Origin of the sequence: Polaribacter cellanae, assembly GCF_017569185.1 — a bacterium.
In the GTDB taxonomy this organism is placed as follows: Bacteria; Bacteroidota; Bacteroidia; order Flavobacteriales; family Flavobacteriaceae; genus Polaribacter; species Polaribacter cellanae.
This window is the reverse complement of record NZ_CP071869.1, coordinates 3,424,604-3,441,910: the sequence shown is the minus strand read 5'-3', so window position 1 is coordinate 3,441,910 and position 17,307 is coordinate 3,424,604. Positions and strand designations below refer to the sequence as shown.

General features: G+C 31.0%; 12 protein-coding genes. 8 read left to right on the top strand and 4 right to left on the bottom strand.

Translation table 11 applies throughout. The features are described from left to right. Positions 1 to 436: 436 nt before the first annotated feature. Complete coding sequence (locus J3359_RS15375; RefSeq protein ID WP_208077870.1) at positions 437 to 1,921, top strand: T9SS type A sorting domain-containing protein; 1,485 nt, start codon at positions 437 to 439, stop codon at positions 1,919 to 1,921. A gap of 84 nt (positions 1,922 to 2,005) precedes the next feature. Here the strand turns inward: J3359_RS15375 and J3359_RS15370 are convergent, their stop codons facing one another. Both J3359_RS15370 and J3359_RS15365 read right to left on the bottom strand, forming a co-directional pair. After that, positions 2,006 to 2,176 carry a hypothetical protein gene (locus J3359_RS15370; protein WP_208077868.1) on the bottom strand — a complete coding sequence of 57 codons (171 nt, stop codon included), beginning with the start codon at positions 2,174 to 2,176 and terminating at the stop codon, positions 2,006 to 2,008. 678 nt (positions 2,177 to 2,854) lie between these two features. Further along, positions 2,855 to 3,001 carry a hypothetical protein gene (locus tag J3359_RS15365; RefSeq protein WP_208077866.1) on the bottom strand — a complete coding sequence of 49 codons (147 nt, stop codon included), beginning with the start codon at positions 2,999 to 3,001 and terminating at the stop codon, positions 2,855 to 2,857. 122 nt (positions 3,002 to 3,123) lie between these two features. On the opposite strand from J3359_RS15365, the gene J3359_RS15360 reads away from it, so the two are divergent. The 5 genes from J3359_RS15360 to recQ all read left to right on the top strand — a co-directional run bounded on the left by J3359_RS15360 (position 3,124) and on the right by recQ (position 10,203). Then, positions 3,124 to 3,429: a hypothetical protein gene (locus J3359_RS15360; RefSeq protein ID WP_208077864.1), complete on the top strand. Its 306-nt coding sequence runs from the start codon at positions 3,124 to 3,126 to the stop codon at positions 3,427 to 3,429. Positions 3,430 to 3,603: 174 nt separating this feature from the next. Continuing rightward, positions 3,604 to 5,541: a DNA topoisomerase (ATP-hydrolyzing) subunit B gene (gene gyrB, locus J3359_RS15355; RefSeq protein WP_208077862.1), complete on the top strand. Its 1,938-nt coding sequence runs from the start codon at positions 3,604 to 3,606 to the stop codon at positions 5,539 to 5,541. 195 nt (positions 5,542 to 5,736) lie between these two features. Beyond that, positions 5,737 to 6,792, top strand: coding sequence for a DUF6588 family protein (locus tag J3359_RS15350; RefSeq protein ID WP_208077860.1), 1,056 nt, complete (start codon positions 5,737 to 5,739; stop codon positions 6,790 to 6,792). A 216-nt stretch (positions 6,793 to 7,008) separates the two neighbouring features. Next, positions 7,009 to 7,935 carry a malate dehydrogenase gene (gene mdh, locus J3359_RS15345; RefSeq protein ID WP_208077858.1) on the top strand — a complete coding sequence of 309 codons (927 nt, stop codon included), beginning with the start codon at positions 7,009 to 7,011 and terminating at the stop codon, positions 7,933 to 7,935. Between the two features lie 156 nt (positions 7,936 to 8,091). Further along, on the top strand, positions 8,092 to 10,203 hold the full coding sequence (gene recQ / locus J3359_RS15340) for a DNA helicase RecQ (RefSeq protein WP_208077856.1): 2,112 nt from the start codon (positions 8,092 to 8,094) through the stop codon (positions 10,201 to 10,203). A 176-nt stretch (positions 10,204 to 10,379) separates the two neighbouring features. Here recQ and J3359_RS15335 read toward each other — a convergent pair whose 3' ends face one another. Next, entirely contained in the window at positions 10,380 to 11,387 is a 1,008-nt protein-coding gene (locus J3359_RS15335) for an IS110 family RNA-guided transposase (protein WP_208077854.1), read from the bottom strand. A gap of 312 nt (positions 11,388 to 11,699) precedes the next feature. Further along, complete coding sequence (locus J3359_RS15330; protein ID WP_208077852.1) at positions 11,700 to 13,376, bottom strand: formate--tetrahydrofolate ligase; 1,677 nt, start codon at positions 13,374 to 13,376, stop codon at positions 11,700 to 11,702. A gap of 146 nt (positions 13,377 to 13,522) precedes the next feature. Between J3359_RS15330 and J3359_RS15325 the strand changes: the two genes are divergently transcribed. After that, positions 13,523 to 14,128 carry a hypothetical protein gene (locus J3359_RS15325; protein WP_208077850.1) on the top strand — a complete coding sequence of 202 codons (606 nt, stop codon included), beginning with the start codon at positions 13,523 to 13,525 and terminating at the stop codon, positions 14,126 to 14,128. A 141-nt stretch (positions 14,129 to 14,269) separates the two neighbouring features. Beyond that, complete coding sequence (gene secDF / locus J3359_RS15320) at positions 14,270 to 17,272, top strand: protein translocase subunit SecDF (RefSeq protein WP_208077848.1); 3,003 nt, start codon at positions 14,270 to 14,272, stop codon at positions 17,270 to 17,272. Positions 17,273 to 17,307 lie beyond the last annotated feature (35 nt).

Sequence of the window (17,307 nt, the reverse complement as noted above, 5' to 3'; positions counted from 1 at the left end):
TATGCAGTCATTATAGTATCATCAAAAATTCGAAGTATAATTATTAATTTCATAAATTATCGCATTAATTACATTAAAAAGTTTCTAATAATTATTTGGGCGTTCCTTTATCCTGAAGACGTTCAGGACCAAGGTCGGGCTTGGAATTTATCTTGAGCGCTGTCGAAAGACTACAATCTTTTGCCTAAAAAAAGGCAAAAGGATTTCCACTGCAATCCCTAACGCGAGTTCGTTACTTCAAAAAAAAAGTAAACAGAACAAGAAATAAAAAATACTATATAAAAAGAAAAACCACATTTTATAAAATTTTAACAAAAATAAAGACAATAAGTTGGTTAAGTTTTTCAAAAAAACTATTTTTGAAATTGGCACTATTTAGCAGTTAACCAAACCAATAGCGCTACAAAAATTAAATATCATGAAAAAAATAATTTATTTGCTGCTTCTCTTGATAGTTTCAGGAGTAGCACAAGCACAGTCTTTTGTCCTAGACAACAAAGACAACCAATCTCATATCGGTGATTTAACTGGTGGAGATAGATTAAATATTGCAACAACATCTTTCACAGACCCAAATACCAAACAAGTTCGTGAATGGTTGTTTATGTCAAGTACGAAAGGTGTATTTGAACTAGGAACCTTAGAAACATTTACATATATTTTTGAGAAAAAAAATAACACTTTTATTAAAAGGACAACAGATAATTTAAGGTTTCTGACTTTTGGTTCTGCGACCTTCATGAATCTTGATAATGATGGATATCCTGATTTTGCAAATACTGGGGTGGATAAATTTAACGCCTCTCGTACTTATGTATATAGGTACAAAAAAGATTCTTTAAAACTTTCACAAGAGTTAGATGGTGTAATTAAAAGTGCTATTGCTGTCATTCCTCATTCAAATGGAGATGGTCTTATTTTCTCTGGTCTGATGCACGAAGAAAACATTTATAAAACAAAAATTGTAAAAAATGATCCACAAAATCCAGGTGATTTGGTTGAGGTTTTTGATGGTTCTGGTGGAGTAAGTGGCGGCGCACATGTTATTGATCTTATGAATACAGGTAAATTAATACCGAACGTTCATGGAACAAAAAATGGTAATAGTTTTAATCATAAATTTGAACTTCAATCAGATGGGACATATATTGTTTCTGATGTTGGATTGCCTACATTAGAAGATGGAGTTAGTGTCTATTATGATATTAATAGGGATGGATATTTAGATTGGATTGCAGCTGGCATCGTGACAACATTTTCAAATAATCCAAGACTTATTTTGGTTTATTTGAATGATGGAAACGGTAATTTTTCTCAGCATCAAATAATACCGTGTGGTGACTCCATGAGAATTAAGTTAATAGATACTGATGCTGACGGATATAAAGAAAGTCTTATTACAATGGGAAAAAATTGGAATGGGTATAGATATGATCTTGTTCCATTTAAAATAGTCGATGGTAAATTTCAAAAATGGGAACACAATCCCTTTGATTCTGAGTCTACTATTACAGATTTTGGTAGAGGTTTTAATAATGGTAAAATAATTGTAACCGACATGAACAGCGATGGAAAAGACGATGTTATTCTATTGGGTAGAACAACTGACTCAAGTGCCAGTTGGGGTAACTACAAGGCGCAGTTGTATTTAAATACAACAACCTCTTTATCGGTTACAGATAACTTTTTATCGAAAGAAACAAAAATTTACCCAAACCCAACTTCTGGCAATATTACCATAGAAGTTCCTGCTGGTAGCGAAATAGAAAACATTACAGTGTACGATGTTGGAGGAAGACTTATTACTACTGCATTAAATACGAAACATTTAGATATGTCTGCATTTACAAATGGTTTTTACCTATTAAAGTTCCAAACAACAGATGGTACTATTGGTAACAAAAAATTTATGAAGCATTAAAGAAGTACAGCCAAATTTAACATTTTACAAAATAATAAATCCCTCAATTGAGGGATTTTTATTTGCTTCTATTTAGAATTATATTTATTTATTATTCCACCCTTTTCGATAAGCTTTCGATCTTTCATCTGTATTTTTCAACCTTTCGTTTGATGGATCTAAATAATCTAAAAATGAACTACGATTGTTGTACTTTTTTCCTTCAGCTCTGTCTTTTTGACCTTGGTTGTGTGCATCACTTTTTCCATTTCCCATAATAATAGTTTTAAGATTTACATTTTAAAAATAACAAAAATTAGCGTAAAACCATTATTTACCTTATAAACCCTAAACATATTTTTTTATTTTCTCTTTTAAACAACAAGCGTAACACGATTTTTAAAGTGAATTTTATTAATAGCACCCAGCTTTAGCTAAATATTATTAAAGCATTGCTTAGCCAAAAAAAAATATATTTAAAAACTGTTCGGCTAAAGCCAACATTCTTCAAAACATATTTACAATGGGTTAAAACCCATTGCTATTGAATTTTTAAAAAATTATCATTTTTTTAATCTGCAATTATATCTTTGAAACAAAAATACTAAAGGCTCATTGCTTTTTATCAATTGGATAATTTAGAAATTAAATGCAATAAAAGCGCAAATAATCTTATACTTTTCTCTTATTCGGATTTTGTCGGTTTGAAAAAAAGGAAAGAATTTCAACACAATTATTACGCTCACTATAGTAAATTGTATTAATTTTTTTAACGACAGTTCTTCAGTTTCTTTAAATTCGGAAGGTGGAAATAAGTAAGGATTATGTGAAATTAACTTTAGGGTTCTATCAAGTTCAATAGAAAGTTTGTTAAGTTCTCGTTCTGAAAAATGTAATTCTAAATATTCATAGGTGTCAGCTAATTCTTTTAGAGCGTGTTCTGTCCAAAGAATTTTATAACCACTTTTCATATATTTTTCTTGCTTTAGAATGTGGTTTTAATTTTCCTTTATCAGCATCAGAAATACCTAATTCTATTGATTCTTTTTCAGCATCAGAAATGGTATTCCACCAATCTTGTTTCTCAGTATACGTTTCCATATTTTAAATTTAATCTATTTTTTGTTCAAAAACAAATGTGTTTTTCCAACTCTTTTTTGAAACAACAAGAATAAAATATTCTTTTCAAGGAAACCCTATCAATTGCATCCAGCTTTAGCTGGATGTTATTAATGCATTGCATAGATGGCTTTAGCCAAAAAAAAAGCACCCTTGAAAACAGTTCGGCTAAAACTAACATTATTGAAAACATATTTACAATGGGTAAAAAACCATTGCTATTGAATTTAAAAGCAAAAAAAATACTAAAAAAATCTTCATTTCGTTTTACAGAAATTTCAAAGAAGTATTATTGTCATTCCAAAAATGCTACATTTTCAAAATTCACAATCCCAAAAATTAAAGATTTAAGCCATTTTATATTTTTACAATTTAAAAGATCAATAAAAAAATTCAAAAATCAAAAATAAAATCATTTTTAAGCGATTTAAGACACTTTTTCGTTTTTAACAAATGTTGATAATTTTAGAACTAAAACGCTTAAAACATTTGAAAAATAGCTTGAAAATCGTAAATTTGAGTATACAAAATTCGTTTTTCAAGACGAGTTTTATCAACCTTAAAATAAAAAAATCACTTTTATAATGAGCGAAGACAAAAAGAAAGAATATGATGCATCCAGTATTCAGGCATTAGAAGGAATGGAACACGTAAGAATGCGCCCATCTATGTATATTGGAGACGTTGGCGTGCGTGGTTTACATCATTTAGTATATGAAGTTGTAGACAACTCTATTGATGAAGCAATGGGCGGTTATTGTGATGCAATTGATGTTATTATTAACGAAGACAATTCTATTACAACCAAAGATAATGGTCGTGGAATTCCTGTGGGAATTCACAAAAAAGAAGGTGTTTCTGCTTTACAAGTAGTAATGACTAAAATTGGTGCTGGTGGTAAATTCGACAAAGATTCTTATAAAGTTTCTGGGGGTTTGCATGGTGTTGGTGTAAGTTGTGTAAACGCATTATCGGACCATTTAACAGCAACCGTTCATATAGAGGGAAAAATTTGGCAACAAGAATACGAAAAAGGTAAAACCTTATACCCTGTTAAAACAATAGGAGAAACAGATTTTACGGGTACCATTGTTACTTTTTTACCCGACAAATCTATCTTCACACAAACTACGGAATATAATTACGAAACCTTAGCAACTCGTATGCGTGAGTTGTCTTTCTTAAACAAAGGAATTACAATTACGTTAACAGATAAAAGAAGAACAGATGATGAAGGAAACTTTATTTCAGAAACGTTTCATTCTGATGAAGGTTTGCCAGAATTTATTAAATATTTAGATTCTACACGTGAGCAATTAATTGGTTCTGTAATTGCTATGGAAGGTGAGAAAAATGGAATTCCTGTAGAAGTTGCCATGGTTTACAACACTTCTTATGCAGAGAATTTACATTCTTATGTAAACAATATTAATACACACGAAGGTGGTACACATTTATCTGGTTTTAGACGTGGTTTAACAAGTACGTTAAAAAAATATGCAGACGAATCTGGTTTATTGAAAAACGTAAAATTCGAAATTGCTGGAGACGATTTTCGTGAAGGTTTAACTGCAATTGTTTCTGTAAAAGTGCAAGAACCACAATTTGAAGGGCAAACCAAAACAAAATTAGGTAACAGAGAAGTTACTTCTGCTGTATCGCAGGCAGTTTCAGAAATGTTAACGGATTATTTAGAGGAAAACCCGAATGATGCAAAAACAATTGTTCAAAAAGTAATTTTAGCAGCAACTGCAAGACATGCAGCACGTAAAGCCAGAGAAATGGTGCAACGTAAAACGGTAATGTCTATTGGTGGTTTGCCTGGAAAATTATCTGACTGTTCCGAAACAGACCCAGCACAGTGTGAAATATTCTTGGTTGAGGGAGATTCTGCAGGTGGAACCGCAAAACAAGGTCGTGATCGTAATTTTCAAGCAATTTTACCACTTCGTGGAAAAATTTTAAATGTTGAAAAAGCGATGCAACACAAAGTTTTCGAAAACGAAGAAATAAAAAATATGTTTACGGCTTTAGGTGTTTCTATAGGAACAGAAGAAGACCCAAGAGCCTTAAACTTATCTAAAATAAGATACCACAAAGTAGTAATTATGTGTGATGCCGATGTTGATGGTTCGCATATTGCTACCTTAATATTAACGTTCTTCTTTAGATATATGAGAGAAATGGTAGAACAAGGGTATATTTACATTGCAACACCACCTTTATATTTAGTAAAAAAAGGTCAGAAAAAAGAATATGCATGGGATGACAACCAGCGTGATTTAATTGCACAACAAATGGGCGGTTCTGTAGCAATCCAAAGATATAAAGGTCTTGGAGAGATGAACGCAGAACAACTTTGGGACACAACCATGAATCCTGAATTTAGAACCTTACGTAAAGTAGTTATAGACAACCAAACAGAAGCTGATAGAGTTTTTTCTATGCTTATGGGAGACGATGTTCCACCAAGAAGAGATTTTATTGAAAGAAACGCAAAATATGCAAATATCGATGTGTAATTCATCTTTTACAAATATCTAAAACACTAAAAACCTTCAATATATTATTGAAGGTTTTTTTCTACCTACAATTAGGTATTTTTCCTTATTTTTAAGTTTAAGAAGCAGCAAACCTTATATTTATTAGTATAATTTTATATATTCGCTATAAATACCTCTAGTCAATTAAAAAATATTAACCAAACTTACTTACAAATGAAAAAATCTATTTTAATTTTTATAGGTGTATTTACCTTAGTCTTTAATTCAAATGCACAAGAAGGTTTAGAAAACATCTTATTTGCTGATCTCTCTGACGCTAACAAACTTACAAAAGGATACTTAACACCTGTTGCAGAAGGATTAATATTTGGAATGAGTAATAGCTGGTATCATACTGCTAAGGTTCACAAGCCTTTTGGTTTCGATATTTCAATTGGAGGTAATTTTTCTTTCGCAGGTGATAATCAAAATAATTTTGACATCAATTCTTTAAAACTTTCTAATAAAATAACTAAAAATCCTTCTACCTCTCCAACTATCCTTAGCAAAGGTTTAGCTGAAGTTAATGCGTTTGAGGTAACTATACCAGCTAATTCAGACCCCAATATTAATGGAGGTGTTCATCCTGAATTAAGAAGAAATTTTACAATGCCTGACGGTTTTGGAGATGAGCTACCTTTTAATAGTATTCCTACACCTGCAGTTCAACTAAGCCTTGGGCTTCCAGCTAAATTCGAAGCAACACTTAGATTTGTTCCTAAGGTTGGTGGTAGCGAAACTAAAGCTAATTTATTTGGTTTAGGGCTAAAAAAAGAAATTACAGATTGGTTTGGCCCAATGGATAAAACCCCTCTTCATATTTCTTTGTTGGGAGCTTTTACCAATATGACTGTTGCCCACAACATTAAAGACCCTAATGGAAATGATATTAATATTTCAAATGGTTTAGCTGAATTAAAATTAAATTCTTATACTTTTCAAGCTTTAGCATCTTTAAATTTTCCAATTATTAATTTATATGGTGGTGTTGGGTATATTTCAGGTTCTTCCACATTACGTTTAGGAGGAGAGTATAAACTACAATATAGTGATGGTATTAATAATTTTACGAGAACTTTAAACGACCCATTAAATTTAGACTATGACACTAGCGGTTTTACAACTACACTTGGAGCTAGACTAAGTTTGGGGTTTTTTAAAATTTATGGCTCTTATACTTTACAAAAATACAACACAGCAAATTTAGGTATTGCATTTAGCTTCAGATAAAAAGCATAAAAAATTAAGTTACCTGTTTTTTTAAAAGCGGAGTCGAAAAATATATACAATTAACAGTTTGTAAATTACGATTGCTCCATTACAGTCGAAAATAACATTTAAACTAACTATTTAGGCAACCTTTTTTTTGCTTTAAATTAACTAAAACATTCCTTAAAAATCGTATTTTAGCAGTCGATTATTCAACATAAATTAAAATTAAAAAATATGAAAGTTACAGTTGTTGGTGCAGGTGCAGTAGGTGCAAGTTGTGCAGAGTATATTGCTATTAAAGATTTTGCTGCAGAAGTTGTTTTATTAGATATTAAAGAAGGCTATGCTGAAGGAAAAGCGATGGACTTAATGCAAACTGCTTCTTTAAACGGTTTTGATACGAAGATTACCGGAAGTACAAACGATTATTCTAAAACTGCAGATTCTAACATTTGTGTAATTACTTCTGGGATTCCAAGAAAGCCAGGTATGACTCGTGAAGAGTTAATTGGAATTAACGCAGGTATTGTAAAAACAGTTTCTTCTAACTTAATAGAACATTCTCCAAATACAATTATAATCGTAGTTTCTAATCCTATGGATACTATGACATATTTAGTTCATAAAACTACAGGTTTACCAAAAAGTAGAATTATTGGAATGGGTGGAGCATTGGATTCTGCTCGTTTTAAATATAGATTGGCAGAAGCTTTAGGTGCACCTATTTCGGATGTTGATGGAATGGTAATTGGTGGTCATTCAGATAAAGGAATGGTTCCTTTAACAAGATTGGCAACACGTAATTCTGTACCAGTTTCAGAATTTATTTCCAAAGAAAGATTAGAAAAAGTAGCTGCTGACACTAAAGTTGGTGGAGCTACATTAACTGGTTTGTTAGGAACTTCTGCTTGGTATGCTCCTGGTGCAGCAGTATCTGGAATGGTACAAGCAATTGCTTGCGATACTAAAAAAATATTTCCTTGTTCTACTTTATTAAGTGGTGAATTTGGTTTGAATGATTTATGTATTGGAGTTCCTGTTGTTTTAGGAAAAGACGGTATTGAAAGCATTGTAGAAATTAATTTATCTGATGCAGAAAAAGCACATTTACAAGAATCTGCAGCAGGTGTTTCTAAAACAAATGGATTGTTAGAGTTATAATAATAACTAATATTTAGTTTTTAGATATTAGTAAACAGCATAAATCCAACGCTTTCAAAATTTTGAAGGAGTTGGATTTTTTTTGTTCGTGTTTTTATAAATATTTGAGTAATTTTAAGATTCAATCTTTATGTTTGTAGTTAAATTGTCCATAAATTGAAAAATCAAACTCATACTCTTTTAAAAAATATTTTCGGTTACGATAACTTTCGTCCTTTGCAGGAAGAAATTATCAACAGAACTATAGAAGGAAAAGACAGTTTCATTCTAATGCCTACTGGGGGTGGAAAATCGATGTGTTTTCAGATTCCTGCATTACTTTTCGATGGAATTACAGTGGTGGTTTCCCCTTTGATTTCTTTAATGAAAGACCAAGTACAAGCATTAAAAGCAAACGGAATAAAAGCCGATTTTTTCAACAGCTCCATTTCTGTACAAGAAGAAAACGAAGTTATTACAAAAGCCATAAATGGCGACTTGCAACTCTTGTATTTATCGCCCGAAAAATTAATATCTGTGAGTAATACTTGGCTAAAACAACTAAATATAAAATTGGTTGCTATTGATGAAGCGCATTGTGTAAGTATGTGGGGTCATGATTTTAGACCAGAATATACACAATTAAAAGTATTTAGAAATTCACTTCCAAATGTGCCTTTTATGGCATTAACTGCCACTGCCGATAAATCTGCCAGAAAAGATATCGAAGAACAATTAGGTTTGCAAAATTCCAAATTATTTATTTCTTCCTTTGATAGAAAGAACCTAAGTATCGAAGTTCGTGGGCAAGTTCAAAAAAGAAAAAAATTACAAGAAATTGTAAGCTTTATAAATCGAAGAAAAAACGAAAGTGGAATTATTTATTGTTTAAGTCGAAAAAATACTGAAGAAGTTGCTAATCATTTAAAAGAAATTGGCCATTCTGTTGCTTTTTATCACGCAGGAATGAGTAATGAAGAAAGAGAAAAAACACAAACCGATTTTATAAATGATGACACCAAAATAATTGTTGCCACAATTGCTTTTGGAATGGGAATCGACAAATCGAATGTTCGTTTTGTAATTCATTATAATTTACCAAAAAACCTCGAAGGTTATTATCAAGAAATAGGAAGAGCTGGAAGAGATGGTTTGCCATCAGAAACTCTTTTGTATTATAATATGAGAGATTTTGTTTTGTATAGTCAGTTTGCAGAAGATGGTGCAAATTCAGCAATGCAGAAAGAAAAGCTGAATAGAATGTTACAATTTGCAGAAGCAAAATCGTGTAGAAGAAAAATATTATTGTCTTATTTTGGAGAACATCTTACAGAAAATTGTGGTAATTGCGATGTTTGTGCAAATCCACCCAAAGATTTTGATGGCACTATTATCACTCAAAAAGCACTTTCTGGAATTGCAAGAATGGGAGAAAAAGACGGAATTACAATGTTAATTAACGTCTTAAGAGGAAGTAACAATGCAGACGTTCATGAGAAACAATATTTCAACCTAAAAACATACGGAGTAGGAAAAGATATTTCTTTTTTTAATTGGCGAGATTACATCATTCAAATGGCAAACCAAGGTTTCATAGAAATCATGTATGCAGAAAGTTCCGCCTTAAAAATAACACCTATTGGTTGGAAAGTTTTAAAAGGAGAGAAAACAGTCCGATTAACAACACCAATAAGTATAGATGATAAAAAGAAAATTAAAAAAACAGCAAAAACTGTAATTGAAGGCGAAACAAATAAAGACTTATTTACGGAACTCAAAAAATTAAGATATACTATTTCTAAAGAAGAAAAAATGCCTGCCTACATTGTTTTTAGTGATAAAACCTTAAAATTAATGGCAAGCGAACTTCCAACAACCGAAAACGAATTTTTAGCCATTTCTGGAGTAGGAACGAACAAAATGGAAAAGTATGGAGATGAGTTTATGAGCGTTATTCGAAAATTTAAAAATGTTGCAAAACCTAGAAAAACACCTACCACATTAAAAACATTCAATTTATATAAAGAAGGATTAACTCCCAAAGAAATTGCAGAAGAAAGAGATGTATCGATTACTACTATTTTCTCGCATTTATCTCAATTATATTCCGAAGGAAAAAAAGTTGATTTAGAACAATTTATTAGTAAAGAAACCATAGACAAAGTACGTATTGCTTTTAATGAATTCGGTCGAAAAATAGAATTAAAACCGATTTACGAAAAACTAAATGAAGAAGTTTCTTATTCCGAAATAAGAATAAGTATTACGCTTATTTTAAAAAATGAGTAATGTATGAAGACCTCACAGAATAAGTATTACGCTTATTTTAAAAAATGAGTAATGTATGAAGACCTCACAGATACTGTGTTAAAATCCTAATTTATTTATATTAATTTTCTATTTTTATATTTCATTTAGGAAATCAATTTTATGATTATCCTGTGGGCGATTCATTTCGCCCTTTTTTATTTCCATTGATATTCTGGATTATACTGTTGCTCATTTTTCCATAAGGTATAAATTACAATTAATAGTTTTCTCATCACAGCAATAACTCCTTGTTTTTTAGTATTTTGTTTTTCATTTAATCTTTTATAGAAAGTTTTCATTCTCTGATCAAATCTACAAGCACAAAGTGCTGGCATATACAACGCTTCTCTTATATGCGAGTTCCCTTTTTTTGAAATTCTAGTTCGCCCTGATTTAGTTCCAGATTGATTTTCTACAACATCTAAACCAGCATAACTGACTAATTTACGAATACTACTACATTTTCTAAAACCATCTGTTTCTGCTAATAATTTAACAACAGTAAGCATTTGAATGCCTTTAATTGCTGTTATTCTATTAATTTTTTCTTCTAAATCTTTGTCTTTTGAGACCCATAATTTTATTTCTTTTTCACACTCATTTATACTATCTTCTTGCTGAACCAATAGCTTATTCATAATTGTAAGCACTTCTTCCAAAACACCGTGTTTACTCTCAAACGCATGCAATTGAGATTGTGTTGCAGATTTAGATTTTTTTAATTGTGATAACATTCTACACAAGTCTTTTATGGCTTGAAAATGTTCACTAATTGGTTCCCATAATGCTACTGAAAATGAAAACCCAAAAAGAGCGATTAATTTAGCATCAGCTTTATCTGTTTTTGTTTTTTGATGTAAACTTTTTCCAAAATATTTTATCTTTTGTGCTAATTGTACACTTACTTTTTCTTGCTGTTCAAATAAGAAATAACATAAATTCTCATGATAAACACCTGTAGCCTCCATAATATGAACTAAATAAACTTCCTTTTTACGTTTAGAAAACCATATTAAATAGTCTTTAAAGCCTTTTAGATCATTACTAAAACTACGTGTGCCTTTAATACTTAAACTTCCTGTTTGTGTTTGCTCTTGAAAACATACATCAAATTTCTTACAAGAAACATCAATGCCTACTACTTGTTTAATTACTTTGTCCATTTTGTTAGATTTACAAAGAATTCTTCCCACAGCCTAACCTCGTAATAATACTGGATATAATTATTGAAATTATTCCTAAAATACTGTTCAGGTTCTAAAGAAAGAAAGCTAGGTAAGAGGATATTCTGAAAGACGATATATGCAAATGCATTATCAAGGTTTGTTTCTTGCACTTACCTAGTTCTTTGTTTGTTTAAGTATCAAAACAAAACATTTTTATCCTTTTTTCAATGAACTTTATGTATTTTTATTCTTCAATTTAATCAAACACAAACATACGAGGTTTTTAAAACCTGTGAGGTCTGATAAATTTTAAGACAATCCAGAAATAACTCCATTATTATCAATACTCATATTTTCTGATGCAGGAATTGCTGGTAAACCTGGCATTCGCATCATTTTTCCCAAAATAGGAATTAAAAATTGTGCGCCAGCTGCAATTTCAATTTCACGAACTGTAACTGTAAAACCAGTGGGTCTTCCTATTAAACGCTCGTCATCTGAAAAAGATTTTTGTGTTTTTGCCATACAAATTGCAAAATCATTAAACCCAAGTCGATCAATTCTTCTTAAATTTAAAATCGCTTTTTTATCATACACTACTTCTTTAGCTCCATAGATTTCTTTGGCAATTATTGAAATTTTATCTTTTACAGGGCTTTTCCAATCGTACAAGGGTTTATATTGTGTGGCTTTATTTTCAACAACATCTACAACAGCTTCTGCTATTTTTTTAGTTCCTTCACCTCCATTTGCCCAACCTTCAGACAAAACAGCTTGCACTCCTAAACTTGCACATTTTTCAATCACAAAATCTACCTCTTCTTTAGAATCTGAAACGAAAGAATTAATTGCCACAACTGGCTCAATATTAAATTTTCGAATATTTTCGATATGTTTTTCAAGATTGCTAAAACCTGCTGTTACTTTTTCTAAATCTGGTGTATTATATTCATCTTTTTTTGCTCCTCCATGATGACGTAAAGCTCTAATTGTAGCCACTAAAACCACACATTTAGGATTTAGTTTTGCAAATTGAGACTTTATATTCAAGAATTTTTCTGCACCTAAGTCTGCTCCAAAACCTGCTTCTGTAACTACGTAATTAGATAAGGAAAGTCCCATTTTTGTAGCAATAATGGTATTGGTTCCTTGTGCAATATTTGCAAAAGGTCCTCCATGAATAATTGCAGGATTTTCTTCCAAAGTTTGTACTAAATTTGGCTTAATTGCATCTTTCAACAAAATTGCCATTGCGTTTTCTGCTTTTAAATCTCGTGCAAAAATAGGTTCATTTTTATAGGTAAAACCAATAAAAATATCTCCCAAACGTTTTTTTAAATTCTCGATATCAGATGCCATACAAAGAATCGCCATTACTTCGGAAGCTGGAGTAATATTAAAACCATCTTGCCTTGGAACGCCATTTGCAGTTCCTCCTAAACCGATTGTAATATCACGCAACGCACGATCGTTCATATCAATTACGCGTTTCCAAAACACGGTTCTTGGGTCTATATTTAGATTGTTTGATTTGCTCTGAATATTATTGTCGATCAAAGCAGATAATAAATTATTTGCTTTTTCAACTGCGTTAAAATCACCTGTAAAATGTAAATTAATATCTTCCATTGGCACAACTTGCGAATATCCTCCACCTGCAGCTCCACCTTTTATTCCAAAAACAGGCCCTAAAGAAGGTTCTCTTAAAACCACAGTTGCTTGTTTTCCTATTTTATTTAACCCTTCAGTTAAACCAATGGAAACTGTTGTTTTTCCTTCTCCTGCAGGAGTTGGCGTTAATGCAGTTACTAAAACTAAATTGTTTTTAGTTATTTTGTCATCATCAATTAAAGACAAAGGGAGTTTTGCTTTGTACTTTCCATACATTTCCAAATCATCTTCAACAACATTTATTTTTTTTGCAATTTCTTTAATATGTTGGAGTTTTTTCGCTTGTGCAATTTCAATATCCGATAAATGCGCCATATTTTTTTTGATTAAGAGGCATAAATATAGTCAATTTTAAAACTCAACTATTATTTAATTTAAGATATTTAAAATTCGAATTTTTAAGTTGATTAAGATTCCAATTTCAAGAGGCTAAAACCCATCTTTTTTTATATATTTGGGGCATGAATTCTAAATGGTACATTGGTACTTTTCTTTTGTTGTTTATCTGTTTTGGAGTATTCCAAGAACAGGTTTACGAACCTAATCAAGAAATTGTTCTTGAATTCAAAGACACTTCTTCACATAACAATAGTATCGAAAACACCATAAACGAAGTTCAAGAAAAATTGGTAGAAATTGGTGTTACAAACATCGTTATTCACAAAACAAAAAAAGGGATCTTAAAAATTTCTTATTATAGTGTTGTAAATGTTGATGCTATTAAAAAAGCCCTTTCAAAAAAGCACCAATTAGTTCTAAATAAAAATTCCGAAGACAAAAAAGAAGAAAAAGAATCTTCTCTTTATAATATTGATGTTTACGAATTAACAAGCAAGGTAGATGTCTCTAAGTTAAATAACAAAATTATATTTGAAATCGAACATCGTTCAGATAGGTTTATCACAAATAATAGTTTAGGATTATCTAAAACAATAGAAAGCAAAGAAAATAAGCTTTTTAGAACTGCTTATAAAGCGAACAAAAACAACCTGTATATTAAGGATTATACTTCTTACAAAGAACCAGAAGTTAGGGCTGGCCCAAAAATTACTTCATTTAAAATGTAAATTTTACATTTTTCTAAAACTATTTAAATGGATGTAAATCAATTACATCAAAAAAAAACAAACCATTAAAATAATTGTTAAATTTTACGAGAAGGCATATATTTGCACGTTTTTTAAAAAATTTGACTAAATAAATATAAAATGCAAAACAAAGGACTCATTAAATTATTCGCTATTCTTTTTGGATTAGTGAGTTTATACCAATTATCGTTTACATTTCTAGCCAACAAAGTAGAAGATAATGCAAAAGTATATGCTGAAAAAAAAGCACCAGATAATGCAAGACTAAAAGCAACTTTCGAAAACAGATATTTAGACAGTGTTGCCAACAAAGATGTTATCGATTTAGGTATTGCAAAATATACTTACGACGATGTTAGAGACAAGGAAATGAACCTTGGTCTAGATTTAAAAGGTGGTGTAAACGCTATTTTGCAAGTCTCTGTAAAAGAAATTTTAAAAAGTTTATCAAACGACTCTAGCAACGAAGCATTTAACACTGCTTTAAAAAATGCAGATGCGAGACTAAAAAGTAGTAATGATACTTACTTGAATCTGTTTTTCGAAGAATTCGAAAAAATCGCTGGAGATACAAAATTAAGCGATCCTACTATTTTTGGAACAAAAGCTTTAAGCAGTAAAATATCTTTTAATGAAGCAAATGCAACTGTTAAAGAAACCTTAGAAGAACAAATTAGTGGTTCTATTAATACTGCTTTTGAAGTATTAAGAAGTAGAATTGATAAATTTGGGGTATCTTCTCCTAATATCCAAAGAATTGGAACCTCAGGTAGAATTCAAATTGAATTACCAGGTGCTAAAGACATTGAGCGAGTTACAAAATTAATTACAAGTAAAGCTGAATTACAGTTTTGGGAAGTATACACAAATGCAGAAGTACAAAACTTTTTCTTTGCTGCAAATGCTAAAGTTGCTGAACTATTAAAAGACGATACTGAAGTTGAAAAAGTAAAAGATTCAGTTAAAAAAGACGATATAGACGATCTTTTAGGAGAAACAGTAGATTCAACAAAAGTTCAAAAAAACCTATTTACTTATTTATTTCCTAGAGTTGCACAGTCTCAAAATCAAATAAGCTCTGTTGTTGCACAAGCACGAGTGGCAGATACAGCAAGAGTAAATAGTTTATTAAGAAACAAAGAAGTTAGAAATTTATTGCCCAACGAATTAAGATACGTAAAGTTTTTATGGGATTACAAATCTATAAAAACTGAAAAGCCAGAAAATGCTGATGATGATTTTGAGGTAGAAGAATTCATATCTTTATATGCTGTAAAATCAAATAGAAACGACAGACCTACAATTGAAGGTGATGTTATTTTAGATGCTGCGCAGGTTTTTGATCAATTAAACAAACCAGAAGTAAGCATGACTATGAATAGCTCAGGAACTAAGCAATGGGCAAAAATGACTGCAGATAATGTAGGGAATTTTATTGCTGTTGTTTTAGATAACTATGTGTACTCGGCACCATCCGTAAACCAAACTATCGAAGGAGGTAGAACTCAAATTTCTGGTGGAACTATGACTGTGGAAGAAGCTAAAGATATTGCTATTGCTTTAAAAGCAGGGAAATTACCTGCCAAAGCAAGTATCGTACAAATAGAAGTTGTAGGTCCGTCTTTAGGGCAAGAAGCAATAGACGCTAGTTTTCTTTCTTTTGGTCTGGCTATTTTCTTAGTATTTATTTGGATGATTCTATACTATGGAAAAGCTGGAATTTATGCAGATATTGCATTAATTGTAAATATTTTATTCATATTTGGAATTTTATCGTCCTTTAGTGCCGTTTTAACGTTACCTGGTATTGCTGGTATTATTTTAACAATTGGTATGTCTGTAGATGCCAATGTAATTATTTTTGAGAGGATAAAAGAAGGTTTAAACTTCAAAAAAGGACTCAAACAATCTGTATCTGAAGGTTTTTCTATTAAAGGAGCACTTTCTGCAATTATCGATGCAAATATTACCACTTTATTAACAGGAGTTATTTTATATGTTTTCGGTACAGGACCTATTAAAGGTTTCGCATTAACCTTAATGATAGGTATTGCTACCTCTTTATTTACAGCCGTATTTATTACCCGCTTGTTAATCGATGGTGCTTTAGATAGAAATTCTAAATTAACCTTTAACACATCTATTTCTAAAGGATGGTTCCAACGTATAGATGTTAAGTTTTTAAGAAAACGTAAAATTGCTTATTTTATTTCTGGAGCCGTAATTATTGCTGGTCTTATTTCAATTTTTACACTTGGTTTAAAACAAGGAGTTGACTTTAAAGGAGGGCGTTCTTACGAAGTTCGTTTCGATAAAGATATGAACGCAACAGAAGTAGCATCTTCATTAAAAGATGTTTTTGGATCAGCTCCAGAAGTTAAAACTTATGGATCTAGTAATAAATTAAAAATAACAACAGCCTACAGAATAGACGAAGAAGGTACTGAGGTAGATGAAGAAGTTGAAAATACTTTATATAAAGGTTTAAAACCTTATTTAGGAAACACTTCTTACGAAAACTTTAAACCTGGCTTTGAAAAAAGTGAAGCTCAAATGGGAGTTTTAAGTTATATTAAAGTTGCACCAACCATTGCAGACGATATTAAAACCTCTGCTTTATATGCTGTACTTGGTTCGTTATTAGTAGTTTTCCTATACATTTTATTACGTTTTAGAAAAATTGCTTTCTCTATTGGAGCAGTAGTTGCTGTTTTTCACGATGTATTAATTGTATTAGGTGTCTTTTCTTTAACATACAGCTTTATGCCATTCGACATGGAAATTGGGCAATCTTTTATCGCAGCAATCTTAACAGTCGTCGGTTACTCTTTAAACGATACTGTAATTGTATTTGATAGAATTAGAGAATTTACAGGAACACATACAAGTTGGAAATACCATGATATTGTAGACAAAGCACTAAGCTCTACACTAGGAAGAACCATAAACACCTCTTTAACCACATTATTAGTAATGTTGGCCATCTTTTTCTTTGGTGGAGATTCTATTAAAGGTTTCATGTTTGCATTAATCGTTGGTGTAGTTGTAGGTACCTATTCATCATTATTTATTGCAACTCCAATTGTATACGATACCGCTAAAAAAGAACAAAAAAACAAATAATTCTAATTAAAATAAATAAAAACCGTTTTCTTTAG

Bases quoted from the DNA above. Each gene is read 5' to 3' on its own strand.
- J3359_RS15335 (WP_208077854.1), bottom strand. From the start codon at position 11,387: ATGGACAAAGTAATTAAACAAGTAGTAGGCATTGATGTTTCTTGTAAG.
- J3359_RS15350 (WP_208077860.1), top strand. From the start codon at position 5,737: ATGAAAAAATCTATTTTAATTTTTATAGGTGTATTTACCTTAGTCTTT.
- J3359_RS15325 (WP_208077850.1), top strand. From the start codon at position 13,523: ATGAATTCTAAATGGTACATTGGTACTTTTCTTTTGTTGTTTATCTGT.
- J3359_RS15330 (WP_208077852.1), bottom strand. From the start codon at position 13,376: ATGGCGCATTTATCGGATATTGAAATTGCACAAGCGAAAAAACTCCAA.
- J3359_RS15370 (WP_208077868.1), bottom strand. From the start codon at position 2,176: ATGGGAAATGGAAAAAGTGATGCACACAACCAAGGTCAAAAAGACAGA.
- J3359_RS15360 (WP_208077864.1), top strand. From the start codon at position 3,124: ATGTTATTAATGCATTGCATAGATGGCTTTAGCCAAAAAAAAAGCACC.
- J3359_RS15365 (WP_208077866.1), bottom strand. From the start codon at position 3,001: ATGGAAACGTATACTGAGAAACAAGATTGGTGGAATACCATTTCTGAT.
- gyrB (WP_208077862.1), top strand. From the start codon at position 3,604: ATGAGCGAAGACAAAAAGAAAGAATATGATGCATCCAGTATTCAGGCA.
- mdh (WP_208077858.1), top strand. From the start codon at position 7,009: ATGAAAGTTACAGTTGTTGGTGCAGGTGCAGTAGGTGCAAGTTGTGCA.
- secDF (WP_208077848.1), top strand. From the start codon at position 14,270: ATGCAAAACAAAGGACTCATTAAATTATTCGCTATTCTTTTTGGATTA.